Origin of the sequence: Bosea sp. 29B (assembly GCF_902506165.1) — a bacterium.
Classification (GTDB): domain Bacteria; phylum Pseudomonadota; class Alphaproteobacteria; order Rhizobiales; family Beijerinckiaceae; genus Allobosea.
On sequence record NZ_LR733817.1, the window covers coordinates 3,290,426 to 3,308,360 of the forward strand.

At 67.6% G+C, this 17,935-nt stretch carries 15 protein-coding genes and 1 tRNA gene; 6 read left to right on the forward strand and 10 right to left on the reverse strand.

Features of this window, described 5'->3' with window-relative positions; translation table 11 throughout:
* Positions 1–8: 8 nt before the first annotated feature.
* The 4 genes from GV161_RS15980 to GV161_RS15995 all read right to left on the reverse strand — a co-directional run bounded on the left by GV161_RS15980 (position 9) and on the right by GV161_RS15995 (position 4,214).
* A tRNA-Thr gene (locus GV161_RS15980) sits at positions 9–83 on the reverse strand.
* A gap of 192 nt (positions 84–275) precedes the next feature.
* A complete protein-coding gene (gene pdeM / locus GV161_RS15985; protein ID WP_152017484.1) occupies positions 276–938 on the reverse strand; it encodes a ligase-associated DNA damage response endonuclease PdeM in 663 nt (220 codons plus the stop codon).
* Positions 939–982: 44 nt separating this feature from the next.
* Positions 983–3,469 carry a ligase-associated DNA damage response DEXH box helicase gene (locus GV161_RS15990; protein WP_152016629.1) on the reverse strand — a complete coding sequence of 829 codons (2,487 nt, stop codon included), beginning with the start codon at positions 3,467–3,469 and terminating at the stop codon, positions 983–985.
* Between the two features lie 46 nt (positions 3,470–3,515).
* Positions 3,516–4,214 (reverse strand): L,D-transpeptidase, encoded by a 699-nt coding sequence (locus GV161_RS15995; protein ID WP_152016630.1) that lies wholly within the window; start codon positions 4,212–4,214, stop codon positions 3,516–3,518.
* 105 nt (positions 4,215–4,319) lie between these two features.
* Between GV161_RS15995 and GV161_RS16000 the strand changes: the two genes are divergently transcribed.
* Positions 4,320–5,249, forward strand: a complete 930-nt coding sequence (locus GV161_RS16000; protein WP_152016631.1) for a LysR family transcriptional regulator — start codon at positions 4,320–4,322, stop codon at positions 5,247–5,249.
* A 14-nt stretch (positions 5,250–5,263) separates the two neighbouring features.
* Here GV161_RS16000 and GV161_RS16005 read toward each other — a convergent pair whose 3' ends face one another.
* Positions 5,264–6,202 (reverse strand): methyltransferase, encoded by a 939-nt coding sequence (locus GV161_RS16005; protein ID WP_244624232.1) that lies wholly within the window; start codon positions 6,200–6,202, stop codon positions 5,264–5,266.
* A 60-nt stretch (positions 6,203–6,262) separates the two neighbouring features.
* Between GV161_RS16005 and GV161_RS16010 the strand changes: the two genes are divergently transcribed.
* The 4 genes from GV161_RS16010 to GV161_RS16025 all read left to right on the forward strand — a co-directional run bounded on the left by GV161_RS16010 (position 6,263) and on the right by GV161_RS16025 (position 10,087).
* The gene (locus GV161_RS16010) at positions 6,263–7,318 is read left to right on the forward strand and encodes a ligase-associated DNA damage response exonuclease (protein WP_152016633.1); all 1,056 of its coding nucleotides are present in this window, start codon (positions 6,263–6,265) and stop codon (positions 7,316–7,318) included.
* Positions 7,315–8,949 carry a cisplatin damage response ATP-dependent DNA ligase gene (locus tag GV161_RS16015; RefSeq protein ID WP_152016634.1) on the forward strand — a complete coding sequence of 545 codons (1,635 nt, stop codon included), beginning with the start codon at positions 7,315–7,317 and terminating at the stop codon, positions 8,947–8,949. Before GV161_RS16010 ends, GV161_RS16015 begins: the two co-directional genes overlap by 4 nt.
* Positions 8,950–9,061: 112 nt before the next feature.
* Positions 9,062–9,730 carry a response regulator transcription factor gene (locus tag GV161_RS16020; protein WP_091833927.1) on the forward strand — a complete coding sequence of 223 codons (669 nt, stop codon included), beginning with the start codon at positions 9,062–9,064 and terminating at the stop codon, positions 9,728–9,730.
* Positions 9,731–9,814: 84 nt separating this feature from the next.
* A complete protein-coding gene (locus GV161_RS16025; RefSeq protein WP_152016635.1) occupies positions 9,815–10,087 on the forward strand; it encodes a DUF6460 domain-containing protein in 273 nt (90 codons plus the stop codon).
* Between the two features lie 3 nt (positions 10,088–10,090).
* Here the strand turns inward: GV161_RS16025 and GV161_RS16030 are convergent, their stop codons facing one another.
* Positions 10,091–11,179, reverse strand: a complete 1,089-nt coding sequence (locus tag GV161_RS16030; protein WP_152016636.1) for a quinone-dependent dihydroorotate dehydrogenase — start codon at positions 11,177–11,179, stop codon at positions 10,091–10,093.
* Entirely contained in the window at positions 11,176–11,517 is a 342-nt protein-coding gene (locus GV161_RS16035) for a DUF952 domain-containing protein (RefSeq protein WP_152016637.1), read from the reverse strand. The genes GV161_RS16030 and GV161_RS16035 overlap by 4 nt, the downstream gene beginning before the upstream one ends.
* Before the next feature lie 195 nt (positions 11,518–11,712).
* Between GV161_RS16035 and GV161_RS16040 the strand changes: the two genes are divergently transcribed.
* Positions 11,713–12,339 carry a helix-turn-helix transcriptional regulator gene (locus GV161_RS16040; protein ID WP_152016638.1) on the forward strand — a complete coding sequence of 209 codons (627 nt, stop codon included), beginning with the start codon at positions 11,713–11,715 and terminating at the stop codon, positions 12,337–12,339.
* Between the two features lie 186 nt (positions 12,340–12,525).
* Here the strand turns inward: GV161_RS16040 and GV161_RS16045 are convergent, their stop codons facing one another.
* The 3 genes from GV161_RS16045 to GV161_RS16055 all read right to left on the reverse strand — a co-directional run bounded on the left by GV161_RS16045 (position 12,526) and on the right by GV161_RS16055 (position 17,909).
* Entirely contained in the window at positions 12,526–13,980 is a 1,455-nt protein-coding gene (locus GV161_RS16045) for a HAMP domain-containing sensor histidine kinase (RefSeq protein WP_152016639.1), read from the reverse strand.
* An 11-nt stretch (positions 13,981–13,991) separates the two neighbouring features.
* Positions 13,992–15,434, reverse strand: a complete 1,443-nt coding sequence (locus GV161_RS16050) for an NAD(P)/FAD-dependent oxidoreductase (RefSeq protein WP_152016640.1) — start codon at positions 15,432–15,434, stop codon at positions 13,992–13,994.
* A 123-nt stretch (positions 15,435–15,557) separates the two neighbouring features.
* Positions 15,558–17,909, reverse strand: coding sequence for an EAL domain-containing protein (locus GV161_RS16055; protein WP_159650272.1), 2,352 nt, complete (start codon positions 17,907–17,909; stop codon positions 15,558–15,560).
* Positions 17,910–17,935 lie beyond the last annotated feature (26 nt).

Here is a 17,935-nt window from a genome sequence, read left to right on the forward strand (position 1 = left end):
GGAAAGGCTGGTGCTGCGAGAGAGGATTGAACTCTCGACCTCTCCATTACCAATGGAGTGCTCTACCACTGAGCTACCGCAGCAGGACCGGGATATGCTGGCGTTTCAGGTCACTTGAGGACCGGAAGGCGCCGCGCCGTTCCGAAGCGGCGTCCTGATGCCACAAGCCCCGCCCCGACGCAACCTGTTACGCACATATCCCTGCACATGAAAATGAAGGGCGCTCGACATCTCCATGACCAATGGAGTGCTCGACCTCGCTGCGGCCGTCCGTTTCAGTCCGGCAGCAGCAGGCGCTGGTCGATGCGGAAAAGCCTGCCATCGCCAAGGAGATGGGCGGAAAAGCCGAGGCCGAACAGCGGCCGGAAGGCGGCGTCGCGGACATTGAGCCCGCCGGCATAGGCGCCCATCGCCGGCATGACGCAGCGGCTCGGCGACAGGGCAAAGCAGCGTCGGCGCAGCGCCCGGCCGCGCATGCGGACCTTGGCGGCGGGGTGCAGATGCCCGGCGATCTCCGGCAGCGCACCGGCAGGGCTCGGCTCGTGCCGCAGCCTGACGCCGCGCAGATCGAGTTCGTCGGCTACGGTGCCGCCCATCGCGGCCGAGATCGCAGGGTCGTGGTTGCCGCAGATCCAGAGCCAGTCGCGGCCGGCCTGATAGGCGCGCAGGGTCGCCAAGCAGCACTCGTCGATGCGCGCCTCGGCGCCGCGATCATGGAAGGAATCGCCGAGCGCGATCACGCGCGCCGGCTGGTAGCGCAGGATGGCGGCGCCGAGCAGCCGCAGCGTCGCGGCGGAATCATAGGGCGGCAGCAGCACGCCGCGCGCCGCATAGGCCGAGCCCTTCTCCAGATGCAGGTCGGCAACGACGAGCGTGCGCTCGTCCGGGAGGTACAGCGCGCCGGAGAGGTCGGGCACGACAGCCAGCCGGCTTAGCATGAACGCCTCGGCCGCCACGTCGCTCGATTCCTTCGCCGCCAGGTTCACGCCATCGCCTCTTCGAGCATCTGTGCTTCCGCCTCGGCCAGGATCTCGTCGGCCGCCTCGCCATGGACCGCCTCGCGTCCGATCTCCAGCATGACCGAGACCGAGAGCGGCGAGACGTGATCGAGCGGCTGATGCACGATTCGGCCGCTGATCCGTGTCAGCATCTGACCCAGGCGGCCGATGTCGAGCAAGCCGGTCGCGGCATCGGCGCGTGCGGCGCGCAGCAGCACATGGTCGGGCTGATGCCGGCGCAGCACGTCGTAGACCAGGTCGGTCGAGATCGTCACCTGCCGCCCGCTCTTCTCCTGGCCGGGGAAGCGGCGCTCGATCAAGCCGCCGATCACGGCGCAGGAGCGGAAGGTGCGCTTCATCAGCGCCGATTCCGCCAGCCACTCCTCGAGATCGTCGCCGAGCATGTCCTGCGCGAAGAGCTCGTCGAGCGAGAGCGCCCCGCGCGCGATCGCCGCCGCCATGTCGCCGAGAGTCCAGACGCCAAGGCCATAATCATTGCAGACGAAGCCGAGCGGCTTCAATCGTGCCCGCTCCAGCCGGCGCGTCAGCAGCATGCCGAGCGTCTGGTGGGCGAGGCGGCCCTCGAATGGGTAGGCGACGAGGAAGAAGCGCCCGGCGCGCGGAAAGGTCTCGACCAGGAGTTCGCCCGGCTTGGGCAGGCGCGATTTCAGCCGCTGCGCATGCAGCCAGGACGAGACCTCGTCCGGCAGCTTCGCCCATTCCTTCGGCGTCGCCAGGATGGCGCGGACACGGGCGGCGAGGAAGGTCGAGAGCGGGAACTTGCCGCCGGCATAAGAGGGAATCTTCGGGTCGGTGCCGGCGCTGGTGCGCGAGCAGACCACCTCGTTCTCGACGATGCCCTCGAAGCGCAGCACCTCGCCGGCGAAGACGAAGGTGTCGCCCGGCGTCATCGTCTCGGCGAAGTACTCCTCCAGCTCGCCGAGCACGCGCCCGCCGCGGCTGAGCATCTGTTGACCGCCGGGGCGAGCCGGCCGCGAGCGGCCGAGCCTGACCTTGAGCATGGTCGATTCGACGATGGTGCCGACATTCATCCGGTATTGCTGGATGACGCGGGCATTGCTGGCGCGATAAATGCCGTCCTTGCTGCGCCGGAGCTTGGCGAAGCGCTCATAGCTCTTCAGCGCATAGCCGCCGGTCGCGACGAAATCGACGACGGCGTCGAAATCGGCACGGGCGAGGTCGGCATAGGGCGAGGCGGTCAGGACCTCCTCATAGAGCGCATCGGGCTCGAAACCGTCGGAGCAGGCGACCCCCAGCACATGCTGGGCGAGCACGTCGAGCGCCCCGTTTCGCGGCGGGGGCGTGTCCTGCGCCGCCTCCGCCACCGCATCGAGCGCGGCCCGGCATTCGAGCAATTCGAACCGATTTGAGGGCACCAGCAGCGCCTGCGAGGGCTCGTCCATGCGGTGATTCGAGCGGCCGATACGCTGCATCAGGCGGCTCGCGCCCTTGGGCGCGCCGACATTGATGACGAGGTCGACATCGCCCCAGTCGATGCCGAGGTCGAGCGTCGCTGTGCAGACTACGGCTTTCAGCTTTCCCGCCGCCATCGCCGCCTCGACCTTGCGGCGCTGGCCGACATCGAGCGAGCCGTGATGCAGGGCGATCGGCAGCGTCTCCTCGTTTACGCTCCACAGCGCCTGGAACATGAACTCGGCCTGCATGCGGGTGTTAACGAAGACGAGGGTCAGCTTGTGGGCCTGGATCGCGGCATAGATGTCGTCGACGGCATGGGCAGTGATGTGCCCCGCCAGCGGCAGCCGTCGCTTGGTGTGCATGATGCCGATCTGCGCCTGCGCGCCGCCCTTGACGGTGACGAGGCCGGACGGCGTGCCGGCCCCGCCGAGATAGGCCTGCAGATCGGCCGGCTCGCGCACTGTGGCCGAGAGGCCGACCGCACTCATCTGCGGCGCCAGCGCGCGCAGGCGGGCAAGGTCGAGCGAGAGCAGGTCGCCGCGCTTGGAGGTGACGAGCGCGTGCAGTTCGTCGAGCACGACGCGGCGCAGGCCGGCGAAAAACGGCTTGGCATCGCGATGCGAGACCAGCAGCGCGAGCTGCTCCGGGGTGGTGAGCAATATGTCCGGCGGGCGCTCGATCTGGCGCGCGCGCTTGGCCGGTGAGGTGTCGCCAGTGCGGGTCTCGACCTTCACGGCCAGCCCCATTTCCCGGATCGGCGTCTCGAGATTGCGCGCGATGTCTACGGCGAGCGCCTTCAGCGGCGAGACATAGAGCGTGTGCAGCCCGTCGCGTTCGCCGCCGCGCTGGGTCAGCTCGACCAGCGAGGGGAGGAAGCCGGCAAGCGTCTTGCCGGCCCCGGTCGGCGCGACCAAGAGGGTCGAGCGCCCGGCCCGGGCCTCTTCCAGCAAAGCGAGCTGATGCGCCCGCACGCTCCAGCCGCGACTGGCGAACCAGGCGGAGAAGGCAAGGGGAAGAGGCGAGGGCGCATCCATCGAGCGACAGAGATAGGCTCTGTCGAACGAAAAGGGAACGGCGGCTTTACGTCTTTCTGACGGCCCTGCCGGCACTCAGCCCCAGCACCACGACCTTGCTGCCGACAGGCACGCGTCGATAGAGGTCAATGATGTCCTGGTTGAGCAACCGGATGCAGCCGGACGAGACCATCGTTCCGATCGTCCACGGCTCGACGGTGCCATGCAGCCGGTAGAGCGTGTCGCGCCCGTCGCGATAGAGATAGAGCGCGCGCGGACCGAGCGGATTGCCTGAGCCGCCGGCGAGGCCGCCTGAATAGCGGCCATAGCGCTGCGGCTCGCGGCGGATCATGTCCGGTGTCGGCGTCCAGCGCGGCCATTGCGCCTTGCGCGCGATCGTCGCGGCACCGCGGAAGTTGAAGCCTTCCTCCTTGCCGACGCCGATACCATAGCGGATCGCGCGACCGCCTTCGCCGACGAGATAGGCGTAGCGTTCCTCGGGATCGACGACGACGGTTCCGGGTCGTTCGGTCGTACGGTAGCCGACCTCGCGCCGCAGGAATTCGGGCTCGATCTCGCTGAGATCGACGGCCGGCACCGGAAAAGGCTCGCCATCGGCGGCGGCGTAGATCGAAGCGTAGTCCGCCTCGAACATGTCGAGGCGCTTGGCCGACGACTGGCTGGAAAGCTCGGCTGCGGGTCTCGTCACACAACCGGATAGAAGGAACGGGCTGCCGAGCAGCAGGCTGCGTCTGTCGATGGGCATTCGGTCTATCGGCTCGCGTAACGGAATTGCTGAGGCGATAGAGCAATTTGCTGCGATAGCGTCGATCCGTTATGAGGTGATGGCTTCCATAACCAATGGCTATGCATGGATATCGCTGCTGCCCTGAGGGCTTTCGTACAGACAGTCGAGCGCGGCTCGGTCACCGCTGCGGCGCGCGATCTCTCCGTGTCACAACCGGCCGTCACCAAGCACCTGCGCAATCTCGAGCGGCATGTCGGCGCCCGTCTGCTCGAGCGCTCGGCCCGCATGGTTCGGCCGACCGTGCAGGGCAAGGCGCTCTATGAGGCCAGCCGCAGCGCGCTTTCCACCATCGATGCGGCGCTTGAGGGCGTGCGCCATGAGATGGGGGCGATCGAAGGGTTGTTGCGCGTGCATGCGCCGTCCTGCATTGGTGCCAGGCATCTGCATCCGATCGCGCTCGCCTTCCAGGAGCGCTATCCCAACGTCGCGATCGATCTCGTCCTGGAAAATCGCGCGATCGATCTGGTCTATGAGGGCTTCGATCTCGCGCTCCGATATGGCCGCCCGGACGGACAGGAACTGATCGTCCGGCGCCTTGGCCTGGTACGTCGGATCCTGGTGGCGGCGCCGAGTTTCCTCGGGCGCTCGGAGCCGATCGAGACGCCGGCGCGCCTCTCCGAGATCGATATCGTGACCACGCCGACGCTGCTCTCGCCGCGCGACGTGCTGCCGTTGCGTCGAGGAGGCGAGAGCATCGACGTGCCGGTGCGGCCGATCATGCGCACGAACGCCGCCGAGACGATCGTCGCGACGCTGCTGTCGGGACGCGCCGCCGGACCGGTGCAGCAGCTTCTCGTTTCGGATGAGCTCGCGACAGGTCGGCTCGTCCGCATCCTGCCGGATTACGAGGTCAAGCCGACGGAGGCCTTCTGGACCTTCCCCTCGGTACGCTTCATGCGCCCCGTCGTGCGCGCCTTCACCGATTTCGCCATCCCGGCCTTGCGCGCCGTGGACGGGGTCGATGTCGGAGATATGCGTCTGGAGGCGACTTAGGCCAGTCTGGTTCTTCAGCCGTTTTCCGCCACCACGATCAGCCCCGGTACCGGCTGGCCGCGGTCGATGCGGGTGCTCTGCGGCTCGACCAGTACTGGTTTCAGCCCGGCTTCGACGAGCGCCTCTCTGATCCAGCTCTCGGCATGGGCGAAGCGCCGGTCCTGGCCGACGGTGATGCCCTCGCCGTCATGGCTCTGCGCGGTGAAGGCGAGGAGCCCGCCCGCCTTGAGCACCCGCGCGCTCTGATGGAAACTGGGCGCGAGGTCGCCGAGATAGACGAAGACGTCGGCGGCGATGACGAGATCGGCCGAGATGTCGGGCCGGCTCGCCAGGAAGGCGGTGAGCCCGGCGGTGGCGAGCTTGTCGTAGAGCGGTCCGCCGCTCTCGCGCGTCTTGGCCTGTGCCTTGGCGATCATGCGCGGCGAGAGATCGCAACCAGCGAGAAACTCCACCTCGGCGCGGATCGCTTCGCCCATCAGCCCGGTGCCGCAGCCGAGATCGTAGGCCGTCTCGAAATGGAAGGGGCGGCCGATCTGTGCGCAAAGGCGCGCGAGCGCATCCTTCAGCAGTGCCGGCGCCTGATATTGCAGCGTGCCGACGAGATGGCTGTCGAAGCGCTCGGCATAGCCATCGAACAGCGCGCCCGAAAAATTCTCCGAGGTCGCCTGCTCGGCCGCGAGCGCGCCGATGCGGGCGAGGTCGAGCTTGGCGCCGACATGGTCGTTCGGGTCGAGGTCGAGGCATTGCCGCCAGGCGGTCGCCGCCTCCTCATTGTGCCCCAGCGCCTCCTGGGCCAATCCGTAGAGATGCCAGGCGGCGGTGAAACCGTAGTTCTCGGTAAGCGTTTGATCGAGGATGTCGATCGCCGCCTGCGGATCGCCATCCTTCAGCGCCGCCTCGGCCCAGGCATAGCGGCGGTCGAGGCGCTCATCCCCGGAACTGGCGGAGTACACGTTGCTGCCCTTTTCGATCATGCTGCGGGTTTAACGAAGGCAGATGACACTGGCCAGACGATGAAGCCTTCCGATCTGCTGACGCCGACACCGGCCGGGCTCTACTGCCCACCGGCCGATATCTACATCGATCCTGTCCGGCCGGTGGCGCGGGCGCTGATCACCCATGGCCATTCCGACCATGCGCGTGCCGGCCATGGCGCCGTGCTGGCGACATCAGAGACGCTGGCGATCATGGCATTGCGCTATGGCGAGGCTTTCGCCGGCTCGGAACAGGCGGCCGTGCCCGGCGAAACCGTGCGTATCGGCGCGGTCGATTTCCGCTTCGTCCCGGCCGGCCATGTCCTCGGCTCCGCCCAGATCGTGGTCGAGCACAAGGGCCTGCGCATCGTCGTCTCCGGCGACTACAAGCGCGAGCGCGACCCGACCTGCGCGCCCTTTGAGCCGGTGACCTGCGACGTCTTCATCACCGAGGCGACTTTCGGCCTGCCGGTCTTCCGCCATCCGCCGGCCCATGCCGAAACCGCCAAGCTGCTCGATTCCGTCCGCCTCTTTCCCGATCGCACCCACATCGTCGGCGCCTATTCGCTGGGGAAGGCGCAGCGGCTGATGGCGCTGATCCGCGAAGCCGGCTACGAGCGGCCGATTTATATCCACGGCGCTGTCGAGAAGATTACCCAGTTCTACCAGGCGCAAGGCATTCCGCTTGGCGAGATCCGCAAGATCGAACCTGGCGAGCGCAAGGCCGAGGAACGCAAGGCACTTGCCGGCGAGATCGTCATCTGCCCGCCGAGCGCGATCCAGGACCTCTGGTCGCGCCGCTTCCCTGATCCGGTCACTGCCTTTGCCTCCGGCTGGATGCGGGTCAGGGCACGGGCCCGGCAGAAGGGTGTCGAGCTGCCGCTGATCATCTCCGATCATGCCGACTGGGACGATCTGCAGGCGACGATCCGCGAGGTCGAGGCGAACGAGATCTGGATCACCCATGGCGAGGCCGAGGCGCTGGCGCATTGGTGCGGCACGGTCGGGCTCAAGGGCATGCCGCTGCATCTCGTCGGCTATGGCGACGAAGGTGAAGCCGAGCCCGAGACCAAGCCGGCAGAGGTCTCGCCATGAACCGCTTCGCTTGGCTGCTCGACCGCCTCGCCTATGAGCCGCGCCGCAACGGCAAGCTTGCGCTGATCGCCGACTACCTGCGCACCACGCCCGACCCCGATCGTGGCTATGCGTTGGCGGCGATGACCGGCGGGCTGGTGTTCCAGAATGCCAAGCCCGGCCTGATCCGCGCTCTGATCGCCGAGCGCACCGACCCGGTGCTGTTCGCGCTCTCCTACGATTATGTCGGCGATCTCTCCGAGACAGTCGCGCTGATGTGGCCGGCCCGGCATGGTGCCAATGACGTGCCACACCTTCCCGATGTCGTCGCCGGCCTGCAAAAGTCCGGCAAGACCGAGATGCCGCGCTTGATCGCCTCCTGGCTCGATGCGCTCGACGAGACCGGCCGCTGGGCCCTGCTCAAATTGATCACCGGGGCTCTGCGCATCGGCGTCTCGGCCCGTCTGGCCAAGACCGCTGCCGCGAGCCTCGGCGGCATTCCGGCCGATGAGGTCGAGCAGGTCTGGCACGGGCTGGAGCCGCCCTATACCGCGCTCTTCGCCTGGCTGGAGGGCAGGGCGGCGCGTCCCGAGGCGACCGACCCGGCGCCGTTCCGCCCTGTCATGCTTTCGCATGCGGTCGAGGAAGGCGATTTCGACAAGCTTGCTGCCGGCGAGTTCGCTGCCGAGTGGAAATGGGACGGCATCCGCGTCCAGGCCGTTGCCGGCATGCGGGCCGATGGCAGCCGCACTGTCCGGCTCTATTCCCGCACAGGCGAGGAGATCGGCGGCGCTTTTCCCGATTTGACCGAGGCTCTGACGCAGGACGGCACGATCGACGGCGAATTGCTGGTGATGCGCGATGGTGTCGTCCAGAGCTTCAACACGCTGCAGCAGCGGCTCAACCGTAAGCAGGTGACGGCCAGGATGCTGGCCGAGTTCCCGGCGCATATTCGCGCCTACGACCTGCTGGCCGACGCCGACGATGATCTGCGTGCGCTCCCTTACACCGAGCGGCGCGCCAGGCTGGAGACCTTCCTCGGCAGACTCGACAGTGCCCGCTTCGATCTCTCGCCGCGCATCGCCTTTTCGAGCTGGGATGAGCTGACCGAGGCCCGCGCCGATCCGGCATCTGCCGGAGCTGGCGCCGATGCCGAAGCGGTCGAGGGCTGCATGCTGAAGCGGCTCGATTCACCCTATCTGCCCGGCCGTCCCAAGGGTTATTGGTACAAATGGAAGCGCGATGCCCGGTTGGTCGACTGCGTGCTGATGTATGCCCAGCGCGGCCACGGCAAGCGCTCCTCCTTCTATTCCGACTACACCTTCGGCGTCTGGCGGGTCGGAGAGGCGGGCACGGACGAGCTCGTGCCGGTCGGCAAGGCCTATTTCGGCTTTACCGACGAGGAACTGGTCGAGATCGACCGTTATGTCCGCAAGAATACGCTGAACCGCTTCGGCCCGGTGCGCGAGGTCACGCATACGCTCTCAAGCGGCCTCGTCTTCGAAGTGGCCTTCGAGGGTCTGCAACGCTCGACGCGGCACAAATCCGGCGTCGCCATGCGCTTTCCCCGCATCAACCGTATCCGCTGGGACAAGCCACCGGGCGAGGCCGACCGGATCGAGACATTGGAGGCGCTCCTGCCTCTGAACTAGCGATCCGCTGTGTCTCCCTGCGATTGGAGCATTGACAGGGCAAGATGCCGGGCGCTTGAACTTTCCAGGGGGAATCGCGCGGCATCTTGCCGGGCTTTGGCGCGCGGAGGGCATGATGACACGGATCGTGATCGCGGACGATCATCCGCTCTTTCGCGGCGCCTTGCGCCAGGCGGTCTCGCATGCGCTGGCCGGCTCGGAGGTCAGCGAGGTCGGCTCGCTCGAGGCGCTCGGCCAGGCGCTCGCCGAAGCCTCGGATATCGACCTCATCCTGCTCGATCTCTCCATGCCCGGCGTGCAGGGCTTTTCCGGCCTGCTCTTCCTGCGGGCGTCCTATCCCGAGATCCCGGTCATCGTCGTCTCGGCCAATGACGATCCGGCCGTGATCCGCCGCTGCATCGAGTTCGGCGCGCTCGGCTTCCTGCCCAAGACCGCCGAGGTCGCGCAGATGGGCGAGGCGATCCAGGCCGTGCTCGACGGCGGTGTCTGGACCCCGCCCGGAGTCGATCTCTCCGCTCCGGTCGATCATGAGACGGCCGACATGGTCCGCCGCCTGGCGACGCTGACGCCGCAGCAGGTGCGCGTGCTGATGATGCTGTCGGAGGGGCTGCTCAACAAGCAGATCGCCTATGAGCTGGGTGTCTCCGAGGCGACGGTCAAGGCGCATGTCTCGGCGATCCTGACCAAGCTCAATGTCGACAGCCGCACCCAGGCGGTGATCGCCGCCGCCAAGATCGCCGGCGCTGGCTGGGCAGCGCAGGGCGCTTCGGCGACGAGCTGAACGCTCGGCGGTTGACGGCGGCGTTCAGGCCCGGTTCAAGCAGGGTCTGATTTGTCTATCGCTGTCGATCCGAAGGGAATTTCCATGGCCAATGGCGGTGGCACCGAGCGCTTCCTGGGCGGTTCTCTCCTCAGCGTCCTCGTGCGCCTGTTCTTCATCTCGCTCCTGGTCGGCGCGGCCATGGCCTTTCTTGGCCTGTCGCCGCGGGGCCTCTTCGACTCGGCGCTGCGCTTCGTCCGCTCGATCACCGATATGGGCTTCGACGCGGTCCGCGAGGTCGGCGGCTGGGCCCTCGCGGGCGCGCTGGTCGTCGTACCGCTCTGGCTGCTCAGCCGTCTGTTCGCCTCGAAGCGGTAGGTCTCACAGAGTCTCGCCGCGTGCGATTGCTTCGGCATCACGCCCGACCAGCACGTCGAGCCGCGGCAGTCCGGCCTTGCGCATCTGCATGTCGAGCCCGCGCTTGACCTCGCCGACCAGCCCCGGACCCTTGAACACCATCGCCGAATAGAACTGCAGCAGGCTCGCCCCGGCCCGGACCTTGGCGAAGGCAGTCTCCGCCGAATCGATGCCGCCGACGCCGATCAGCGGGAACTGGCGTTCGACCCGCAGGAAGGTCTCGGCAAGGATCCGTGTCGAGGCCGAGAAGAGCGGCTTGCCCGAGAGGCCGCCGGTCTCGGCCTTGCTTGCGCTGCGCAGGCTGTCTGGTCGCGCAATCGTGGTGTTCGAGACGATCATGCCGTCGACCTTGCGGCGGCGGGCGACCGCGATCATCCCGTCGAGCTCGGCCATGGAAAGGTCGGGAGCGATCTTGATCAGGACCGGCGTCGGCTTGCCACCGGCGGCGGCTTCGTCGCGGGCGGCGAGGGTGCGCGCGATCAGGTCGTCGAGCGCGCTTTCGGCCTGCAGGTCGCGCAGGCCGGGCGTGTTCGGCGAGGATACGTTGACGGTCAGGAAATCGGCGAGCGGCGCGAACCTTCCTGCCAGCGTCGCGTAGTCGGCGCTGCGGTCGATCGAGTCCTTGTTGGCGCCGAGGTTGACGCCGATGATGCCGCCTTTCCTGCGCCGCGCGGCGAGCCTCGCGGCGACCGCTTCCATGCCCTCGCTGTTGAGGCCATAGCGGTTGATCACTGCCTCGTCCTCCGGCAGGCGGAAGACGCGCGGGCGCGGATTGCCCGGCTGCGGCAGCGGGGTTACCCCGCCGACCTCGACGAAACCGAAGCCGAGACCCAGCGCGCCGTCGACGGCTTCGGCATGCTTGTCGAAGCCGGCGGCGAGCCCGACCGGATTGGCAAAGCGCAAGCCGAAGGCCTCGACCGCCAGCGACGGCGGATCGGCCGCCGGCCGCAGCGGCGGCGCGGCGGACAGCGCCGCGATCGTCAGCCGGTGAGCCTGCTCGGCGTCGAGCTTGTGGATCAGCGGCCGCGCCAGGCCGAACAGCGCTCCGATCACGCGACATCCTCCGGAAACACATGGCCGGCTTCGCCCGACGGCAGCGGTGCGATCCAGCGCGCCTGCTTCGGGTCGAGCGAGGCATAAAGATGCGGGAACAGCGCCCCGCCGCGCGATGGCTCGTAGCGCAAGGCTTCGCCGAGCACGGCATCGTCGATGGCGATCAGCAGCAGCCCGTCCTGGCCGGCGAAATGCTTGGTGGCGGTCTCGCGGGCCTGCGCGCCGGTCGAGAAATGGATGAAGCCGTCGGCGAGGTCGACCGGCGCTCCCTGGAAGAGGCCTGCGGCCTCGGCTTCGCGCCAGAGCGCCTCGGGACAGATCTTGTAGATGAGCGGCATGGTGCCGGACATATCGCCTGACGGCCGTCGGCAAAAGCGGAAACCGTGCCGCACCGGGCCGGCTCCCGAATTTCTTCAGTCAGCGGCCGATTGCAAACGCGAATCAGATTGAATTCTTATCGAATAGGGGATATTTCCTATTTCAATCCCCGCTTTGCGCCGCGCCGGCACCATCAGGAACGAGGCCTCTCCGCGATGCTGTCCCATGACCAGATCTGGAGCGCGATCGACACGCTCGCCCAGCGTTATGGCCTGACGCCGTCGGGCCTCGCCCGCAAGGCTGGGCTCGACGCCACCACCTTCAACCGCTCGAAGCGCGTCGGCGCCGACGGGCGCGAGCGCTGGCCCTCGACCGAATCGATCGCCAAGATCCTCTCCGCCACCGGCGCCTCCTTCGACGAGTTCATGAACGTGCTGCGCCGCGGCGTACCGCCGACCCATACGATTCCGCTGATCGGCTTTGCCCAGGCCGGGTCCGGCGGCTTCTTCGACGATGGCGGCTTTCCGGTCGGCTCCGGTTGGGACGAGGTCGCCTTTCCCGGCCTGCAGGACGAGAAGGCCTATGCGCTCGAGATCGCCGGCGATTCGATGCTGCCGCTCTATCGTGATGGTGACACCATCATCGTCTCGCCCGGTGCTGCGATCCGCCGCGGCGACCGGGTCGTGGTCAAGACCGTCGAGGGCGAGGTGCTGGCCAAGCAGCTCAGGCGCCAGACCGCGAAGACGGTCGAGCTCGCCTCGCTCAATCCCGAGCATGCCGATCGCGTGCTCGCGCTCGCCGAGATCGCCTTCATGGCGCGGGTGATCTGGGCGAGCCAGTAATCTCCGTTCCAGGTGGAGCCAAGGGCGCTTCCTTGCCAAAAAAACGCGAGTCGTCCCGGGCGCAGCGAAGCGAAGACCCGCGACCCATTCCGGAACCTCTTTCGGAAAGGCTCTGGAATGGATCCCGGATCGGCGCGGCTGCGCCGCTTGTCCGGGATGACACCGTGATGGATGAGGGTTGGAAGATCACGCCGCCGCGCGCCGGGCCGGCAGCGACACCGTGAACACCGCTCCGATCTCGGACGGCTCCAGCGCGATCATGCCGCCATGCAGCCGCACCAGCTCGGCGGCGATGGCGAGGCCGAGCCCGGTGCCGCCGGGATTGACCGAGCCGCGGAAGGCCTGGAACAGGTTGTCGCGCGCCCGTGGCGGTACGCCCGGCCCGTTGTCGGCGATGCGCAGGACGATCTCCTCATGGCGCCGGCCGGCGCTGATCCTGAGCATCGGGGTGCGCTCGCCGGCTTCCGTGACGCCGTCGAGCGCCTGGATCGCATTGCGCATCAGGTTGGAGAGCACCCGCGCCATCTGGTCGGGATCGCAAGGGGCGATCACCTCGGCTGGCACCTCGTTGGCGAAAGCGATCGCGCCGTTCTCGCCGAGGCCGAGCAGCTCCGCCTGCTCGGCGACGAGCTGGCGCAGCGCCACATCGCGCAGCGCCGGCGTCGCCTCGGTGGCGCGGCCATAGGCGAGCGTCGCCTGGCAGAAATCGATGGCGCGCCCGAGCGTCGCGATCAGGCGCGGCGCGAAGCGCCGGATCTTCGGATCGCGCGTCTCGGTCAGCCGGTCCGACATCAATTGCGCCGCCGCCAGCATGTTGCGCAGGTCGTGATTGATCTTGCTGACGGCGAGGCCGAGTTCGGCGAGGTGTTTCTTGGCCCTGAGGTCGTCGGCGAGCGTCGCCTGCATGCGTGCCAGCGCCCGCTGCGCCTCGCCGATCTCGTCGGCGCGCTGCGTCGGTTCGATGATCCGGCGCGGATTCTCCGGATCGTGCTCGAACTCCATCACATTGGCGGCGAGATGCCGGATCGGCTGCACGATCAGCCAGTTCAGCGAGAGATAGACCAGCCCGGCGGTCAGGATCGAGATGATCAGTGTGACCAGCGTCAGGTTGACCGAGAATTTCAGCATGGCGCGGTGCAGCGGTCGCTCGTCGATGACGATCTCGACGAAGTCGGCAGCGCCGACCGCCTGCCCGACCACCCGGATCGGCATCTCATGCGAGGGGCTGACCAGCGTCGCCACCGATTCGACGATGGACTGCATCCAGCTCTGGTCGCGCAAGTCGACGGTCCTGGCGACCTCATGCGGCATCGAATCGAGGCTGAGCAGGCGGCGCGCGCCGCCGACGCGCGCGGCGATGGCGGAGGCGCCGACGCCGGCGAGCAGCCGCTCCTCGCTGCCCTCGGGCAGGCCCTCGGCCGGAGCGTTCTCCAGGACGAGCACGGCGATCTGAGCCGCAGCCAGCCGGTCGTTCAGCCAGTTGCGTCGGAAGTTCGCGACCGAGGGCAGGTAGATCAGCACCTCGGCCAGCATCACGAACAGGATGGTGAGCACGAGCAGCTTGGCCGACAGGCCGAGCTGCGTCGGCCCGCGCGCTACGCTGATCGACAGGGTGTTGGGATCGAACCGTCTTACTGACATCAACAGCCAGTCTATCCGAAACGGCTCAGGAAGCCGATGAGGCGGCGGATGCCCGGCTTTCCCGCGAGCGGCGCCTGGAAGGAGAGCGCCGCTTTCTGCGACAGCTCCGACAGGCTTTGGGATGGCGCGATCAGTCCTGCCATCTCCGTTACGTTCATCCGTTTCTGGACGGCGAGGCTCCAGGGCACGATTAATTCGGCCGCCTGGGCCCCAGCGATTACGACGCCGAGAATACCGCCCTTGCGGTTGGTCATGAGCTTGATCAGCCCTTCGCTCTGCCGTTCGGCCTGAGCGCGTGAGCTTTCGGCATAGGGAAAGCGCAGCACCCGGATCTCGCCCTGCGCGCGCGCCTGAGCCTCGTTCAGGCCGACGCTCGCCAGCTCGGGCCGACCATGGACGGTGCGCGGCACCCATTCGTGCCTGAAGCGGGTCGGCTGGCGGAACAGCGCGTTGCGGAGCACGAGGCCGGCCTGATGCTGCGCGGCCTGACTGGACATCGACCTGGCGGCCGCACCACCGGCACAGCCGCCGACGGCGTAGATGCTGCGATTCGCGGTCCGCAGCGAGGCGTCGACGATGATACCGGTATCATCGCTGCGGACGCCGGCGAGATCGAGCTCGAGGCCTGCAATGTTCGGCGTGCGCCCACTGGCGACCAGCAGATGCGTGCCATCGATCCGGATCTCGCCGTCGAGCACGAGCCGCGGCCGCTGGCGGTAGCTTTCGGCGCGCAGAATGGGCCGGCCCTCATGCAATGCGATGCCGTCGCCGAGCACGGCGCGACGGAGCACCCCGACCGCTTCCGGATCCTCGTCGGGCAGCAGGCCTTCCCGGGCGATCAGCGCGACCTCGCTGCCGAGCGCACGCATCGCCTGCGCCAGCTCGACGGCCGCGGTCGTGCCGCCGAGCACGATCAGTCGCTCCGGTCGCTTGGCCAAGTCGAAGATGCTGTCCTCGGTCAGGCTGGGCAACTCGGCCAGGCCCGCAATGTCGGGGATCGCTGGCAACGACCCGGTCGCGACGACGAAGCGCCGCGCCTTGATCACGGTCTCGCCGAGGGCGATCTGATGCCGGTTCTGGAAGCGCGCCTCGCCCTTGAGCACGAGGACGCCCAGGGCAGCGAGGCGCTCATCCGAGTCGTTCGCGGCCAGTCTGGCCGACACCTGGTCGAGATGGGCCCGCACGCGCCCGTAATCGACCTCGCCAGCCGCCGCGATACCGAAGGCCTGGGCGCCCGCGCTGGCTCGCACACGCTCGGCCGCCGCCCGCAGGGCCTGGCCGCGTGCGCCCTCGTTGACGGAAAACGCATTCCCACTCTGCCGGATCAGCATCGTCCGGACGCCGAGTAGTGCGGCCGCGGTCGCGACTGCGAGCCCGCCGGGGGTGTCGCCGATGACGCAGATATCCGGCGTCAACGGCTCCTTGCTGGCTGCAGGGCTGGCGGTCTGGCTCACGCCGCATCTCCCGGTCGCTGTCTAGCTCGTGCAGATGCGTTGCCGTTGCGGCGGAATCAAGCTCGCTGCTGCGATAACCGGGTGGAAGCAGTCAATTCGGGCGGGACGATGGTCGAGCCCTAGTCAGGCGATCTTGCGCGGTTCGTCGCCCTTGCTGAACTCCGCCACCGGCTGTGGCCGGCCGAACAGATAGCCCTGGGCGCGCTGGGCGCCGAGCAGTTGCACCGCCATGCGCTGCGCCTCGGTCTCGATGCCCTCGATGACGACGTTCATCGACAGGCGCCGGGCGAGCTGGCAGACCGCCTCGATCACCGCCTTGGAGGCCTCGTCGCTGTTGACGTCGCGGCTGAAGCTCTGGTCGATCTTCACCTGCGAGAACGGGTAGGTCGAGAGATAGGCGAGGGAGGAATAGCCCGTCCCGAAATCGTCGAGCGCGAACTTCACGCCGATCGCACGCAACTCGTTGATGACTTCGAGCGTCGTCTTGTTGTCCTCGATGAGCAGCGATTCCGTCACTTCGAGCGTCAGGCGGCCCGGCGCGAGATGAGCGAGCAGCAGCGCATTCTTGACGGTCTCGACGATCCGGCCCGGCTCGCGGAACTGCAGCGGCGAGATGTTGACGGAGACGCCGATGCCGCCCGGCCATTTCGCCGCGTCGCGGCAAGCTTGGCGGATCGCCCAGTCGCCCATGCCGGCGATCAGGCCGGACTGCTCGGCGATCGGGATGAAGATGCCGGGCGGCACCATGCCGCGCGTCGGGTGCCGCCAGCGCATCAGCGCCTCGCGCGTCACGATCTCCTGCGTGCGCAGGTCGATGATCGGCTGATAGTACAGCTCGAGCGCGCCCTCGGCGCTGGCCTGGCGCAGATCGACCTCGATCTCGTGGCGTTCGAGCATCTCCTCGGCCATGGTCGGGTCGAAGAACGTCGCGGTGTTGCGGCCGGCTGCCTTGGCCTTGTAGAGCGCGGTGTCGGCATGGCGCAGCAGGTCGGCCGGGGTCGCACCGTCCACCGGGGCAAGCGCGATGCCGATGCTGGCCGTGACGTAGACGGTCTTGGTCTCGAGCTCGAAGGCGCGATCCATCGCCTCGATCATGCGCTGCGCGATCATCCTGACCGTCGCGACATCGGTCGCCGGCAGGATGAGGACGAACTCGTCGCCGCCGAAGCGGGCGAGAAGGTCGTTGTGGCGGATCGCGCTCTTCAGCCGCGCCGCCGTCTGGACCAGCACCCGGTCGCCGATGTCGTGGCCGAGATTGTCGTTGACCTGCTTGAAGCCGTCGAGGTCGATATAGAGCAGCGCGAAGGTCTCGCCGGTCCGCTCCTGCCGGCGGAAAGCTTCGGCGAGATGCGAGTTGAACTCGAAGCGGTTGGCGAGCCCGGTCAGCTCGTCGAAGCGCGCCATCTGCTCGATCCGCGCCTCGGTCGCCTTCCGCTCGGTCGCATCCTCGGTCAGCATCAGCACGCCGCCCTCGGCCGCGGGCGCGATGGTGACGACGAGCATGCGGCCGTTACGCGACTGCAATTCGTAGATGGCCGCTTGCTGCGTCGCCTGGACGCCGTCGAGGGCCGCCTTGATGTCGCGGACCTGCTCCGGCGTCATCACTTGCCGCTCGACCAGGAAACGCGCGATCGCGCTGATCGGCGTGCCTGGCAAGGCGAGTGTCTCGGGAATGCCGTAAAGGGCTGCATGCGGCGCGTTCGAGACCGCGAGGTCGAGCTTACGGTCGAACATCGCCAGGCCGTGGATCATCGTGTTGAGCGCGGCGTCGAGCGTCAGGTTCTGCGAGCGCAGGGCCGTGGCCAGCGCCTTGGATTGCTTGGTCGCGTCGCTCAGCGCCAGCAGGTTGCGGTGCAGCGAGTTGGTGATCGCGATATTGGCGACGACATAGAGGAAGGCGAAATAGCCGATGTACTGGTAGTAGGGATTGTGCGCCTGGATCAGGCCGACCGCCATCGGCACGCAAAAGGTCAGCAGCTGGACGGCGACGAATTTCGGCCGTCCGGCATTGCGCGCGACATAGCCGGAGGCGAGCGCGATCGTCGACGATACCGAGGTGATGTGGGCGGCAGGGTCGTCCGTCCAGGCCAGCGCCGCATAGCAGCTGAAGCCGAGTACGGCGCTGAATACGGTCGCGCCGAAGAAATACTCCCGGTCCCAGCGCGTGGTCTGGGCGAGCGTGTCATCGGCATGGTCGAGGCGGCGATAGCGGACCACGGTGATGATCCGCATGACGACGACCAGCGCGACGCAGATCGTCAGCACCATGAACAGCTCGGCCCTGGTCGAGACCCAGCACAGGAAGGGCGTGAGGATGCCGGCGATGCCGCCTGGGATGATCGAGCCCGGCGAAGAGAACAGCGAGGAGACCAGCAGGCGATAATCGGCGAGATCGACCGCGCTCCGGCCGTCATGTCCGGCCGGCTGCTCTGCGATCGCTCTATCGGCGCTGGCGCTATGCAACCGGTTCGCCACTCCCGCCATCCACTCCTGCCTTGTGA

What these genes read in the sequence shown, in the direction of transcription:
- GV161_RS16040 (WP_152016638.1), top strand. Translation starts at nt 11,713, where the DNA reads ATGCTGTCCCATGACCAGATCTGGAGCGCGATCGACACGCTCGCCCAG.
- GV161_RS16045 (WP_152016639.1), bottom strand. Translation starts at nt 13,980, where the DNA reads ATGTCAGTAAGACGGTTCGATCCCAACACCCTGTCGATCAGCGTAGCG.
- GV161_RS15995 (WP_152016630.1), bottom strand. Translation starts at nt 4,214, where the DNA reads ATGCCCATCGACAGACGCAGCCTGCTGCTCGGCAGCCCGTTCCTTCTA.
- GV161_RS16035 (WP_152016637.1), bottom strand. Translation starts at nt 11,517, where the DNA reads ATGCCGCTCATCTACAAGATCTGTCCCGAGGCGCTCTGGCGCGAAGCC.
- GV161_RS16015 (WP_152016634.1), top strand. Translation starts at nt 7,315, where the DNA reads ATGAACCGCTTCGCTTGGCTGCTCGACCGCCTCGCCTATGAGCCGCGC.
- GV161_RS16010 (WP_152016633.1), top strand. Translation starts at nt 6,263, where the DNA reads ATGAAGCCTTCCGATCTGCTGACGCCGACACCGGCCGGGCTCTACTGC.
- GV161_RS16025 (WP_152016635.1), top strand. Translation starts at nt 9,815, where the DNA reads ATGGCCAATGGCGGTGGCACCGAGCGCTTCCTGGGCGGTTCTCTCCTC.
- GV161_RS16000 (WP_152016631.1), top strand. Translation starts at nt 4,320, where the DNA reads ATGGATATCGCTGCTGCCCTGAGGGCTTTCGTACAGACAGTCGAGCGC.
- pdeM (WP_152017484.1), bottom strand. Translation starts at nt 938, where the DNA reads ATGCTAAGCCGGCTGGCTGTCGTGCCCGACCTCTCCGGCGCGCTGTAC.
- GV161_RS15990 (WP_152016629.1), bottom strand. Translation starts at nt 3,469, where the DNA reads ATGGATGCGCCCTCGCCTCTTCCCCTTGCCTTCTCCGCCTGGTTCGCC.
- GV161_RS16020 (WP_091833927.1), top strand. Translation starts at nt 9,062, where the DNA reads ATGATGACACGGATCGTGATCGCGGACGATCATCCGCTCTTTCGCGGC.